This is a genomic window from Buttiauxella izardii, from assembly GCF_003601925.1.
Taxonomy (GTDB): Bacteria; Pseudomonadota; Gammaproteobacteria; order Enterobacterales; family Enterobacteriaceae; genus Buttiauxella; species Buttiauxella izardii.
This window is the reverse complement of record NZ_QZWH01000022.1, coordinates 138,171-152,117: the sequence shown is the minus strand read 5'-3', so window position 1 is coordinate 152,117 and position 13,947 is coordinate 138,171. Positions and strand designations below refer to the sequence as shown.

Annotated in this window: 12 protein-coding genes; all 12 read right to left on the bottom strand. The window is 48.2% G+C overall.

All coding sequences use genetic code 11. From position 1 onward, the window contains the following. Positions 1–4 precede the first annotated feature (4 nt). Positions 5–943, bottom strand: coding sequence for a transcriptional regulator TdcA (gene tdcA, locus D6029_RS11465; protein WP_120064880.1), 939 nt, complete (start codon positions 941–943; stop codon positions 5–7). 464 nt (positions 944–1,407) lie between these two features. Beyond that, positions 1,408–2,487 (bottom strand): class II fructose-bisphosphate aldolase, encoded by a 1,080-nt coding sequence (fbaA, locus tag D6029_RS11460; protein ID WP_064560795.1) that lies wholly within the window; start codon positions 2,485–2,487, stop codon positions 1,408–1,410. A 102-nt stretch (positions 2,488–2,589) separates the two neighbouring features. Beyond that, on the bottom strand, positions 2,590–3,753 hold the full coding sequence (gene pgk, locus D6029_RS11455; protein ID WP_120064879.1) for a phosphoglycerate kinase: 1,164 nt from the start codon (positions 3,751–3,753) through the stop codon (positions 2,590–2,592). 49 nt (positions 3,754–3,802) lie between these two features. After that, positions 3,803–4,822: an erythrose-4-phosphate dehydrogenase gene (gene epd / locus D6029_RS11450; RefSeq protein ID WP_120064878.1), complete on the bottom strand. Its 1,020-nt coding sequence runs from the start codon at positions 4,820–4,822 to the stop codon at positions 3,803–3,805. A 268-nt stretch (positions 4,823–5,090) separates the two neighbouring features. Then, complete coding sequence (locus tag D6029_RS11445; RefSeq protein ID WP_120064877.1) at positions 5,091–5,798, bottom strand: nucleoside/nucleotide kinase family protein; 708 nt, start codon at positions 5,796–5,798, stop codon at positions 5,091–5,093. Then, positions 5,795–6,304, bottom strand: a complete 510-nt coding sequence (locus D6029_RS11440) for an MltR family transcriptional regulator (protein ID WP_120064876.1) — start codon at positions 6,302–6,304, stop codon at positions 5,795–5,797. The genes D6029_RS11445 and D6029_RS11440 overlap by 4 nt, the downstream gene beginning before the upstream one ends. Before the next feature lie 15 nt (positions 6,305–6,319). After that, the gene (gene glpX, locus D6029_RS11435) at positions 6,320–7,291 is read right to left on the bottom strand and encodes a class II fructose-bisphosphatase (RefSeq protein ID WP_120064875.1); all 972 of its coding nucleotides are present in this window, start codon (positions 7,289–7,291) and stop codon (positions 6,320–6,322) included. 2 nt (positions 7,292–7,293) lie between these two features. Then, positions 7,294–8,568: a zinc-binding dehydrogenase gene (locus D6029_RS11430; RefSeq protein WP_120064874.1), complete on the bottom strand. Its 1,275-nt coding sequence runs from the start codon at positions 8,566–8,568 to the stop codon at positions 7,294–7,296. 14 nt (positions 8,569–8,582) lie between these two features. After that, positions 8,583–9,965, bottom strand: coding sequence for a PTS mannitol transporter subunit IIBC (locus D6029_RS11425; protein WP_120064873.1), 1,383 nt, complete (start codon positions 9,963–9,965; stop codon positions 8,583–8,585). Positions 9,966–9,987: 22 nt separating this feature from the next. After that, entirely contained in the window at positions 9,988–10,431 is a 444-nt protein-coding gene (cmtB, locus tag D6029_RS11420) for a PTS mannitol transporter subunit IIA (RefSeq protein WP_120064872.1), read from the bottom strand. Positions 10,432–10,787: 356 nt separating this feature from the next. Then, positions 10,788–12,791 carry a TonB-dependent receptor domain-containing protein gene (locus tag D6029_RS11415; protein WP_120064871.1) on the bottom strand — a complete coding sequence of 668 codons (2,004 nt, stop codon included), beginning with the start codon at positions 12,789–12,791 and terminating at the stop codon, positions 10,788–10,790. An 84-nt stretch (positions 12,792–12,875) separates the two neighbouring features. Then, entirely contained in the window at positions 12,876–13,946 is a 1,071-nt protein-coding gene (gene yncE / locus D6029_RS11410; protein WP_120064870.1) for a 7-bladed beta-propeller protein YncE, read from the bottom strand. Position 13,947 lies beyond the last annotated feature (1 nt).

Sequence of the window (13,947 nt, the reverse complement as noted above, 5' to 3'; positions counted from 1 at the left end):
TTAGCTAAGCAACTTCAGTTAATTTATTGGCTTGAAACTGGATTCGTAATGAATGTTTTTTGGCTAGTTCAACTAATGTGGCAGCAGATCTGTTAATTCGATAATTCTTAGACCAGACGGCAGCGTAACGCGCGACAGGTAATTTATCTTCAACCGGGATTTTAATAAATTGATTAGAACCAAATGGAGAAATCATATCGCGGGGAATAACCGTCAGGAAACCGGCATTGAGCACCAGATTATAAATCGTCACCACCGAGTCCGTTTTTACGATGTTTTCACTTTTAATATTGTTCTTTTGCAGTGTGGTCAGAAGCTCGCTGTAATATCCCATTTCCGTTTGTGGCAAAACCCATTGCTCATGGCTTAAGGCGCTAAGCGTGGTTGTGCCTTTCACTACCCGCGTTCGGTTGGCAACCAACACAAATTCCGACTCGAACAATGGCTCAATGTGCAAATCTTGCAGCAACATTTCATCGCTCAAGGTGCCAATCGCAAAATCCAGACGGCCATCGCGGATAGCAGGCAAGAAAGAGGAAAGTTGGGCTTCAAACATCGAAACCTGCGCCTGTGGGAAAAGCTCTTTAAACTCTTTCATCATGCCGGGTAAAAAAGTGAAACCGATAAGCGAAGGGTAGCCAAACGACACATCCACTACGCTGTTACCGACCATCCGATTCATTTCACTACACATATTGCGTAATTCACGCGTGATAGTTTCAGCGTGAGTCAGCAAGACTTTTCCTGCTTCAGTTAATTTAACGCCGGTATTTTTTCTGATAATAAGCTCAAGACCAAAATAGGTTTCCATTTCGCTTATAATTTTACTGACAGCAGGTTGGGTCAGGCTCAGTTGTTTAGCCGCAGAACCAAATGATCCACTTCTCACCACTTCCTGAAAGACAAGCAGATGCTGTGTTTTAGGTAAGGTATTATTGTCCATTCTAATCTGCGCCTATAAACGTTCCATGCAGCAGATCATATCGAATTATGCATGAGTTGTAGTGTGCAGTGACTCACAATTACCAGCGCGTTAATCGTACGCAAAGCAAACAAACAATTTTAACTCTTTAAAATCAATGTGTTAAATATTCACCATTTGCCTTTTACATGACTAAGGTCAACCTTAGCTGGAGTAATAAAATAAAGTTATGGTGATAATAAAATCGTATCTGTACAAATAACTCCCACTTTTATAGGTACTTATAATAAAACTAAAATAATCTCATAAAATTGCCGAAATAAATGGCGTTCAGAAAGTACTCGCATCAGAAATATTCTTTCTGCGTTCAATTTATTTAAAAGCAATATGCTGAATTTTTAAGCTCGGATTGATATTTAAATTTTATTTAAGGTACAAAAAAGCCCGCACGAGGCGGGCTTGATTCAAGCATTTAGCGCTTCAAATTACAGAACGTCTACTGCGTTCAGTTCTTTGAAAGCCTGCTCCAGACGAGTAATCATTGAAGTCTGTGCAGAACGCAGCCATACGCGTGGATCGTAGTATTTCTTGTTCGGCTGGTCTTCGCCTTTCGGGTTGCCCAACTGACCTTGCAGGTAAGCTTCGTTCGCTTTGTAGTAGCTCAGAATGCCTTCCCAAGTCGCCCACTGGGTATCGGTATCGATGTTCATTTTGATAACACCGTAGCTCACGGAATCTTTGATTTCTTGAGCTGTAGAACCGGAACCGCCGTGGAATACGAAGTTCAGAGAGTTGTGCGGCAGGTTGTGTTTCTTAGAGACATAATCCTGAGAATCGCGCAGGATAGTCGGGGTCAGAACCACGTTACCTGGTTTGTAAACGCCGTGCACGTTACCGAAAGAAGCCGCGATGGTGAAACGTGGGCTGATTTTGCTCAGCTCAGTGTAAGCGTAATCAACGTCTTCTGGCTGAGTGTACAGAGCAGATGCGTCCATATGGCTGTTATCTACGCCATCTTCTTCGCCGCCGGTGCAACCCAGTTCGATTTCCAGAGTCATGCCCATTTTGGACATGCGAGCCAGATACTTAGAGCTGATCTCGATGTTTTCTTCCAGAGATTCTTCTGACAGGTCAATCATGTGAGAAGAGAACAGTGGCTTGCCAGTTGCAGCGAAGTGTTTTTCGCCCGCGTCCAACAGACCGTCGATCCATGGCAGCAGTTTTTTAGCGCAGTGGTCAGTGTGCAGAATAACTGGCACGCCGTAGTGTTCAGCCATCTGGTGAACGTGGTGTGCGCCAGAGATTGCGCCCAGGATTGCAGCACCCTGAGGAACGTCAGTTTTAACGCCTTTACCTGCGATGAACGCAGCGCCACCGTTAGAGAACTGAACGATAACTGGAGCTTTAACTTTCGCAGCAGTTTCCAGAACGGCGTTGATAGAATCGGTGCCTACGCAGTTAACTGCTGGCAGAGCAAAGTTGTTCTCTTTTGCAATCTGGAAAACTTTCTGTACGTCATCACCGGTGATAACACCTGGTTTTACGAAATCAAAAATCTTAGACATGTTTGTCGTCCTGTATCGTCGGCCGTTAGAAAAAACGTTTGTGCCACCTAATATTTTACAGCGGCAGAAAATCAACGGGCAGGTTAAACCTGCCCGGAATCATTACTTCTTAGCGCGCTCTTCGAGCATCGCTACTGCTGGCAGAACTTTGCCTTCCACGAATTCGAGGAATGCGCCGCCACCAGTGGAGATGTAGGAGATCTTGTCAGCAATACCGAACAGGTCGATTGCTGCCAGAGTGTCACCGCCGCCTGCGATAGAGAATGCTTCGCTATCTGCGATTGCGTTAGCAACGATTTCAGTCCCTTTACGGAAGTTCGGGAATTCGAACACGCCAACCGGGCCGTTCCAAAGAATCGTTTTTGCATTCTTCAGGATTTCAGCCAGTTGTGCTGCAGAAGCATCACCGATATCCAGGATTTGCTCGTCAGATTTCACGTCGTTAACTGATTTCAGAGTTGCAGTTGCAGACTCAGAGAACTCAGTTGCTACGCGAACGTCAGCAGGAACTGGGATATCACAGATAGTCAGCAGGCGTTTAGCTTCATCAACCAGGTCTGCTTCGTACAGGGATTTACCGACGTTGTGGCCTTGTGCAGCAACGAAGGTGTTCGCGATACCACCGCCAACAATCAGCTGGTCAGCGATTTTGGACAGGGAATCCAGAACGGTCAGTTTGGTAGAAACTTTAGAACCGCCAACGATAGCAACCATTGGGCGAGCAGGTTCTTTCAGTGCTTTACCCAGTGCGCTCAGCTCTTCAGCCAGCAGCGGGCCTGCACAAGCGATGTCTGCAAATTTGCCAACGCCATGAGTAGAAGCCTGTGCGCGGTGCGCAGTACCGAAAGCGTCCATTACGAATACGTCACACAGAGCAGCGTATTTCTTAGACAGGGTTTCGTCGTCTTTCTTTTCGCCTTTGTTAAAGCGAACGTTTTCCAGAACAACCAGTTCACCCGCAGCCACTTCAACGCCGTCGAGGTAATCTTTAGCCAGGCGAACCGGAGCAGACAGTTTGTCTTTCAGGTAGTTAACAACCGGCAGCAGAGAGAATTCTTCGTTGTACTCGCCTTCAGTCGGACGACCCAGGTGAGAAGTTACCATCACTTTAGCGCCTTGCTTCAGGGCCAGTTCGATAGTAGGCAAAGATGCACGGATACGTGCGTCAGATGTCACTTTCCCTTCTTTAACTGGTACGTTCAAATCTGCACGGATCAGAACACGCTTTCCAGCCAGATCCAGATCGGTCATCTTAATTACAGACATGGTGAATCCTCTCGTTGATTCTTAAAGTTTTGCGGACGCTGTATGCGCCTTACCTGAAACCACTTGCGGCCATGACTAACGTCGTGTCGAGCATTCGGTTAGCAAAGCCCCATTCGTTATCACACCAGACTAGAGTTTTAATCAGATGTTGCCCACTGACCCGGGTTTGTGTGCCGTCAACAATGGCACTGTGCGGATCGTGGTTAAAATCAGTCGAGACCAACGGTAATTCCGTATAGTCAACTATACCATGAAATGAATCTCGCGCTGCTTTTTGCAGCAACTTGTTGACTTCATTAGCATTAACTGCATTTTTCACCGTCACGCTTAAATCGATTGCGGTGACGTTGATGGTTGGAACACGTACCGCAATCGCTTCAAAACAATCGTCAAATTGCGGGAAAATACGTGCGATACCAGCAGCAAGACGCGTATCAACAGGAATAATGGACTGGCTGGCGGCACGGGTGCGGCGCAAGTCCGGGTGATAGGCGTCGATAACTTGTTGATCATGCATGGCAGAGTGAATAGTGGTCACGGTGCCCCACTCAATACCATAGGCATCATCAAGCAATTTGATAATAGGAATAATGCAGTTTGTGGTGCAGGAAGCATTGGAAACAATGCGATGTTCAGCCACCACACTTTCATGATTCACACCGAAAACTACGGTGGCGTCGAGGTCGTTACCGCCTGGATGGGAGAAGAGGACTTTTTTGGCACCGGCTGCCAGATGCGCTTCACCGTCTGCACGGGAGCCAAACACGCCGGTACAATCGAGCACCACATCAACGCCCAGTTCACGCCACGGTAAATTTTCGATTTCCGGTTCGTGCAAAATGCGGATGGTGTCATCACCTACCCATAACTGGCTGCGTTCCTGACGCACGTCCCAGGCGAAGCGACCATGGCTGGTGTCGTATTTCAACAGATGCGCCATACCCGCAGCATCAGCCAGTTCATTGATTGCTACGACGGTAATTTCCGCACGGCGACCTGATTCGTACAATGCACGTACCACGTTGCGCCCAATGCGACCGAAGCCATTAATTGCTATGCGAACGGTCATATCTCTCCTGCCAGAATCCCTGGAACTAAGTGGCTGACAGAGTAATCCAGCAACCGTCTGAGGGGAATCCTCGCACTATAGAAACTGCAATTGTTTGCTTAATTGTCGAACATTCATTCGACTGAAACGCTTCAGCCATATTAAGGGATAAGCGGAATAAATGGAACGTTACCCCCGTACAGGCAACCGATCTTCTGACACAGGTCACATTTTCGATGGAATAACTGCAACGACAAATGCGCTCAGTACGAATAATAACCAGTTGAAATCAAGATAGATGGTAGCCACCCTGCTCGTCCATGCGTAACAACATATCGGCGGGTTGGCTGTTTTCCAGCACACACCGCACATTCGGCCCGTCAGTCGCCTGGAAAAATGCTTCGGCTTGTTGGCGGCTTAAACCACCGCGCATTTTCCGGCGAATCAAACGCTCTGAAAGCATTTCAGGCGCGGCGGAGATAAAGACGGAGTAATCGCAAAGTTCGCGCAGCGCTTGCCATTCGGGCTGATTGAGCAGCAGCCAGTTTCCTTCAACCACCACCACAGGTGCTTGCACGGCAATCGCGTTTTCAACCGGATCGTGCAGATTACGGCAGTACTGCGGCCAGTGGCTTTCGGGTTTATGCAAATCTTGCAGCGCCAACGCCAACTTCTTCACGTTAAAAGTCTGCGGCGCACCTTTATGCTGTTTCAGGTTATTCGCCAGCAAATACTCGTTGTAGTGATGAAAACCATCCATCGGCAAAGCCTGAATTGCAGGCAGTGTCGAATCTTGTTGGCAGAGGTGTTCCCAAAAGGCCACCAGCGTGGACTTACCGGTTCCGGGCGGTGCGGCTAAAAACACCACCAGTCGCCTGTGTAATTGCTTTTGCTTTTCGGCAAGCTGCTTTAAAAGCGGTTTATGTAACGACTCGACTTCATCGTTATTAAAGCTGGCATGAGTTTCTAAACCATTAATTGTTAATGTGACATTCACCAGACTAGCTCCTTCAATAATGAAGTCACCGCCAGAGATAACGCTGTTTTAACTAAGCTGCCATAACGCGCTTCGGAATATATAGAGAAGTCCGAATACTTCATGCTTTTTATCGCATTAAAGAGCGTCGCATTTTGAGTGATCGAATTAAGGTTCGCGATAAAATCGTAAGTGACATCATCATGAAAATGAACAGCCTCTTTGCTGTGCTGCACGAAATCGCAAAACTGAGTAAAACAGGTAATATCGGCATACAGCCATTTATCCATTTTCCCCAAGGCGTAGATCAGGCGCAGCGCAACGTCGATATCATCAAGCGGCCCGCTTCTGGCAAGCAAAGGCTTAACAGCGTACTCGACTATTTCTTCATCATTATCGACAAATAACGAAGGCAGAAATTGCCTGATACCGGAAAGCAAAATATCGTGAGCCACCCGCATAAACGAGGGCAGATCACTTTGCGCTTCAAGCCTTTCAAGCACATCATCTTCGTTCAAAATGGTCATCAATAGCTCATTACATTAATGGTGATGTAGGGAGTCTATAATATTACAAGTGCGCTCTATACCATTAATCAAGAGCGTTTGCGTTCTCACCACGTCACCGTCTTCACGCACGCCTTGTAGAATATCGCCACCGGTAACACCGGTGGCCGAGAATAAAACCTCATCACTTTTGACGATTTCATTTAGGTTATAAATTCGATTAACCTCGACACCCATTTCAGCACAGCGGCGGTGTTCTGAGTCGGCAATCAGGCGATGTTCTGGCGATTCTCCTTTGGCCTGGCAAAAATCCATCAGCTCGACCTGCATTTCTCCGCCCAACGCTTTCACCGCACAGGCTGAAATCACGCCTTCCGGCGCGCCGCCAATGCTGTACATCACGTCGTACTGGTTTTCCAGCAGGCACGTCATCACGCTGGCGGCGACATCGCCGTCCGGCAGAGCAATCACTTTCACGCCCAGGCTGGTGGCGACAGCGATGGCATCCTGATGGCGCGGTTTATCGAGCGTCACCATTCGCAGCCGCTCGAGCGGTTTGCCCAGCGCTTTAGCAATATTGCGCAGGTTCTCTTCAAGCGTCGCCGCAAGATTGATTACCCCTTTCGCTTTCTTGCCGACCACCAGTTTCTTCATATACATATCAGGCGCGTGAAGCAGCGTGCCAACGGGCGCGCAGGCCATCACTGCCAGCGCGTTGTTTTGCCCCATCGCCACCATGCGCGTGCCTTCAATCGGGTCGACGGCAATATCAATTTTCGGGGTCTGGCCGTGACCTAACATTTCGCCGATATATAGCATCGGCGCGTGGTCAATTTCCCCTTCGCCAATAACAATTTTCCCCTGCATATCAATCTGATTAAGCGCATCGCGCATCGCCTGCACCGCAACACCATCAATAAGATTCTTGTCCCCGCAACCAATCAGCGGCCAGGCAGCCAGCGCCGCCTGTTCCGTGGTGCGAAAGAACGGATAAGCCAGCGTTTTCATGCTTAAGCCTCCATGCCGATATCAACGCCAAAATGGGCTAACAGATGTTTTTCTGCGGCTTCGTTCCACACGCCGTGTGTTTCTGTCACCAGTTCCGCAAGACGGCGGAATAAAGGATCGGTTTCCCCTAAGCGAGCAAAATCGGTAATCGCCGTCAGCGGCATGGTGACACCGTTGTAAATCAGCTTTTTGCCGCCCGGAATATCCGGCAGGTTAAGCACCGTTTCTGGAACGGCATCCAGGCCGCCGACGTGCGTAACCATAAATGAAGGCTGCAATCTTCCGCTGGCGGCCAGTTCGATGGCTTCCAGCATGTCGTCCGTGGAGCCGCCGGAAGTCCCGACGATATGCGTGCTGCCGTAATGCACGTTGTAGAAGTTAAATGGCACTTTAAAGTTTTTATCGGTTGGCCCGGCGAAGAAGTTCAGGCAGCCGTCATCAGCCAGCAGATCGTCGCCAAGCTCAATGACCGCAGGCACGGCGGCGTAGACAAATACATCATCGAAACCTGCGCCTCCAGTCATCTCACGCAGCGCCGCAACCGGATCTGCGAGTTGTTTGCTATTCACATAAACCAGCTCGATACCATTTTTCGCTGCTAATTCCACCGGCAGCAGTTTTTGCGCCTGCGCAAGTCGGGTTTCATCAATATCCACCACGACAACTTTGCCCGGTTTAATATTGCCGTTAATCGCGTAATCAATTGCGCCAATGCCCATCGGCCCGGCGCAGGCTAATAACGCCAGGTTTCCACCGGGTTTAATTCCCATGCGGTGCTCATACACATATTGCGTGGTGTGGTAGTTAGCTTTATAGGCACCAATAATACAGCACATCGGTTCGGCTAAAGATGCCGCCGCAAAATAAGATCCGCGATAAGGTAAAACGCATCCCATATCAATCGCTAATTTCGGGATAATCATATAAGTCGCGTTACCGCCGAAATGTTCATAACTGTATCCGGCTGAATATCCGCTTGGCAATCCCATTGCCGGTTGCAGAACATAACGCTGGCCTGCTTTATATTTTTCAGTCAGGTTTTTTCCTACCTCGACAATAACGCCTGCGCATTCATGGCCGGTAATCACCGGATGGTTATTTAAGTCATCCGGCACACGTTTATGATCGCTGGCCAGTAATGCCGCTTTCCATGTCGACAAACAAACGCTGTCTGAAATAACGCTCACTAATAATTCATCATCGGTAATTGCGGGTAATTCAAACTCACGGATACGGACATCCCGCTTGCCATAGATGGCGGCAACTTTCGTTTTCATAGGAATCCTTATTATTAAGACTTAGCGGTTAATTCATTAAATAACGCATCAAGTTTCGGGTCGCCAATATAGTTATTGATCAGTATCAGCGGCTTATTGGTCACCAGTTTTACGCGGCCTTCAAGACTTGCGTGAGTCACGATAATCTCGGCATTCGCAGGCACGTTTTCTATCGCGTAATGTTTCACTTCGGTTTCCATGCCCTGCTTTTGTAGGCGTTTGCGGAATGTCGTTGCCCCCATGGCGCTCGATCCCATGCCCGCATCACAGACGAAAGCGACCAGTTTTACCGGTGCGGTGTTCCATGCGCCTTCCTGCTTCATCTCCTTCATGGCGTTTGCCGTTTCGTCAAAGTTATCTTCTTTCTCGACTTCTTTACTGGTGTCCATTTTCAGGATCACAGAGGTAATCACGAACGACACGACCGTTGCGACAGTCACGCCCGCGATGGTGGCGAAGAAGGCTCCGCGCGGTGTCAGTGCCAGGTAAGCGAAGATAGAACCCGGACTTGGGCCAGCAACCAGGCCGCCGCCGAGCAAGTTAAAGGTGTAAATTCCGGACATGCCGCCAGCGATCATGGCAATCAGCGTCAGCGGTTTCATCAAAACATACGGGAAATAGAGTTCGTGAATGCCGCCGAGGAAGTGAATGATCATCGCGCCAGGAGCGGATTTTTTTGCCATTCCTTTGCCAAATACCGCAAACCCCAGCAGCAAACCAAGGCCCGGCCCTGGATTCGACGCCACCATAAAGAAGATCGATTTCCCGGTGTCCGACGCCTGTTGCATCCCCAGCGGATAGTAGACGCCCTGATCAATCGCGTTATTCAGGAACAGAATTTTCGCCGGTTCGTTAATCAGAGAAAGCAGCGGTAAATAGCCAGTGCTGACCAACGCTTCGATGCACTCTTTGACGAAGTTGTTCGCCACCAGCACCGCTGGGCCAATAATCTCGAAGGCAAAAAGGCAAAGCAGCATGCCCGCGATACCCAAAGAGAAGTTATTAATCACCATCTCAAAACCTGGTGGAATACGCTTCTCCAGATTCCTGTCGATGACTTTAATCACCCACCCGCCGAGCGGCCCCATGATCATCGCACCGATAAACATCGGAATATCAGCACCGACAATCACGCCGATAGTGCCAATACCGCCCATCACTGCACCGCGTTTGCCACCCACTAAATGACCGCCGGTCGAGCCAATCATCACCGGCAGTAAATAGGTGATCATCGGGCCAACTATTTTGGCGAAATGTTCGTTGGGCATCCAACCGGTTGGAATAAATAACGCGGTAATAAAACCCCACGCAATAAAAGCGCCGATATTAGGGATAACCATAGCTGTAAGGAATCCGCCAAAAGCCTGGACTTTGGCACGAACCGATTTATTTTTCATATTTATCCTGACGAGAGAATGATTACTCTTGAGTGATAATATCCTTGAGTTGCTGACTGGTATTCGCATTCAGCAAAGCTTCAATTTTTGATTCTTCACAAAACATTTCGCTTAATGCCTGAATCGCACCAATATGCTCATCAGAATCAGCCGCCGACAATCCTATTAATAATTTTACCGGTTCTTTATTTTCGCCAAAACACACCGTGTTTTTTAAAAGCGTAAGGGATAAACCGGTTTTTATGGCTCCGCATTCTGGTCTGGCGTGAGGCATTGCAACCAATGGAGCCAAAATATAATACGGCCCGGTTTCTCGAGTGGTGTTTTTTATTGCTTCAATATAAGAAGGAGTGACATAACCTTTTTGCAATAGCACTTCCATTGAATAATCTATTGCCTGCTGCCAATCGTCGGCAGAGTTTTTTATGGATATGGCAGCATCAGGAAAATAATCTATTAACCGCATACTGATTTCCTTTTTGTAGGGTGTTTTTTATTTTCAATCAAAATATGACGGCGGGAGAAATAAATCAAATGAGTGCTGGAAAGCGATGTGTTTTTAAGTGAAAATATTTTAATCAATTAATTCAAACAATTAATCTCAAGAAATTAAAATAACAATAATTGTCAATAGCAATAATTTGATGTACACCACAAATATACAATCCTGATAAATACCTTTTTTGGAATTCAGATCACATTAAAGGGCTTGATTGAGTTTGTTTTTGAGATATTACGCAACGGGTAAAATTCCACTTCTTTAAAAGTAAAAAGCCAGCCAGTGATTACACTGGTTGGCTGTTTTGCATGACAAGCGTTGAATCAAAATTCGATACGCGCCCCAAGATTATAGCGGCGACCTTCCACCAGACCGTAATCACCCCACGGGCTGATACGCTGCGGATCGACATCAAACAAGTTATAGATCCCCGCCATCAACTGCGTGTGTTTGTTCAGCTGATAACGCGCGCCGAGATCGACCATCGTCCAGGCCTCGTAATCGATATGGTCGCCGGTATCGCGGTTGCTGCTGCGGTAATTCGCTTTGCTCCACAAATCCAACGCTTCCGTGGCCGACCAGGTCAGCGACACATTCGCCATATGGCGCGGGTAGTCGTTAAGCGCGTAGCCTTTGTTGACGCCGGTTTTCTGCTCGCTGTGGTTATAGGTGTAGTTTGCGTTGGCTTTTACCGTTTCGGTGAGCTGCCAGTCAGCGTTCAACTCCAGTCCATAAACATCCGCTTTGCCTACGTTGAAGTATTTGCTGATGGAGTCGGCCTGGTAACCGTTCATCTGGCATTGGTTGGTCGCCGTGGTTTCGCAGATGGTTTCTTCAGAGATTTTATCTTTGAATTGGGTGTAGAAAATCGTGCCGTCTAACGCCAGTTTTTCTCCCGCCCAGTACAAACCTAACTCAGAGTTAACGCTCTTCTCGGGTTTGAGATCGTCGTTACCCACGGTTAAATACGGATACGGCGGTAACGATCCACGCGGTGTCACGAAATTAGCTGACGTTTCACGCAGTTCTGGCTTTTTGTAACCCGCAGACACGCCACCTTTCAGCGCCCATGCGTCGGTTATCGCCCAGTTGCCGTAGAGCTTCGGCGTGATATGGGTGCCGAAATAGTTGTCGCGATCCAGACGTGCGGAACTGGTCAGCGTGAAATCGCCTATCTGCCAGCCATCTTCAGCAAACAACGCCCAGCCATCGCGGCTGATTTTTGTTACTGGTTCGACGCCCGGCGCTTCTTTACTCGATACGGCAAACTGGTCGTTCAGCTCTTCGCGCGTGAAGTTCGCGCCAACGGTGAGGCGATGGTTATCAAACGTGAAAGTCGTCTGGCTGTTGGCAACATAGTTTTCAGTTTCGATGTACTGCGGCGCGTCGCCGTCCAGGTTGTATTTTGAGCGCCCTTTCTCGTAGTTGAGGTAATTCTTCGACTCGATAGTATCTTCGGCGTACCAACCGTTGTGGCTAAGCGTCACGGCATCGCGGTCAAACGTCCACATCCATGGCGCGTCGTCGCGGTTTTTCTTCTGCTTGCCAGTCACCACATTCAAGTCAAAAAGGTTCGTTTCGTTTGCCGCAAGGCCAACGGTCATATCAATAGATTTACGATCGTTCTTGCTGAAGTAATTATTGCGCTCGTCGTCGCGGCGATTCAACCAGTCGGCCGCGACGCTAATACCCAGCACGTCGGGCACAATTGGCCCCATGGCGAACAAATTCATTTGGTTGGTATTACCGAATGAGCTGTCTTCCTGAAGGAAAGTATTGGCCGCCAGCGCGCCGGTCCAGTCCTGCACGCCATAAGGTTTTTTGGTGATAACGTTCACCACACCGCCAATGGCATCAGAACCATATAGCGATGACATCGGCCCGCGAATCACTTCAATACGCTCGATGGCTTCCATCGGCGGCAGGAAGTTAACTTCCGAGCCAATATCCTGGCCATACGGGCGCGCTTCACCGGTATTTTGCTTCACGCTATTCACCATGAAAGCGGTATAACTCGAGTCCATGCCGCGCATCATAATACTGCCGGATGACATATCGCTTGAACCCGAACCCACATTAACGCCGGGTAAATCCTGAATCGCTTCGGCGACATTACGATTTGGTTTTTCATCGAGCTTTTGACGATCAATAACGGAAATCGTGGCAGGGGCTTCTTTCTTTTGCTGAGAAAAACCCGATGCCGTCACGACCATTTGATCTTCAGACTCGTTAATTGATGTTTTATTTTCTTCCGCCTGAACCGGAAGCATTGTGCCTCCAGCCAGCGCAACGATCCCTGCTAATGCCAAACGCTTATTGTTTCTCATTTTTTAATTACCTGAGATATTGAAAAAAGCCTGCTGGCCCTGTGAATTTTCACCACAGGGCTTTATTGTTCGTTATTATTTATATTAAATTTTGTCGAGATCGACCTTAATAATATAATCCGGCTTCTTGCCTATCTCTTTTTCGCCCTGTTTCACGCTGGCATAGAGCGTGCGCCCGTCCGCGGAGAGCGCAAGGCTGTTGGGCAGCGCCGTGGTTGAGATACTGGCTTTCACCTGATAGGTTTTGCTGTCGACAATACTGATGAGCTGCGCATTACGATGCGTAATATAGATTTCATTGCGCGGTTCGTTGTACATCACCGCCAGAGAATTCGTCACCTTAATACGATCAATGATTTTCCCGTCTTTAAGTGAAACGACCAGCACATCCGGTAAGTCGGGGTCGGTAATAAACGCACGATCTTTATTATTACCCAGAGCAATATTCAGGAAGAAGTGTTTTTTCTGCGGTTCGACTTTAACGCGAGAAAGAATTTTATTATCGCTGGCATCAAGAGTGATTAATTCCCCGCTGCCGTTGATGCTATAAACTCGTCCTTTTTCTTCATCGATTGCCAGTCCGGTTGGATATTCCCCCATATTTTCAATGGTGGCAACATGCTCCTGTTTTTGCGTGTCGATAACCCAAATAATACCTTTCTGAGCAACGCCCGAGACATATAAACGCTGGTGCTTTTTATCCAGCACCATTTCGCGGGTGTGGATAATCTCTTTGGGATTACTGAGGTCGCTCAGTTGCACGGTCTTAATCTCTTTGCCGCTGCGCGTATCCATCAACGTCACAGAGCCTTCAAGCGTGTTACCGATGTACAGAATATGGTTTGTTTCATCCAGCACCGTGGCGAAGGCTCGTCTGTCGGTAGTGATGCTCCCGGTTGATGCCAGCGTCTCTGGATTCAGTTTGTAGACCAGGCCGTGGGTTTTATCTTTGTCGAAGGAAGGTGCCGATGCGGCAAACAGAACGTTTTGCGAGGCGTCGAATGCCAGTTCGTAAACCCCGTTGCCCGCGCGAACCGTAAGAAACTCCTTTTCCGGCAGAGGTTTAGCACCCGCATTCATTGAACTCATGAATAGTGCGACAGTTAAAGCAATGAAGCCCGATTTCTGGTATCCGTACAAAGTATGTCGATTCATT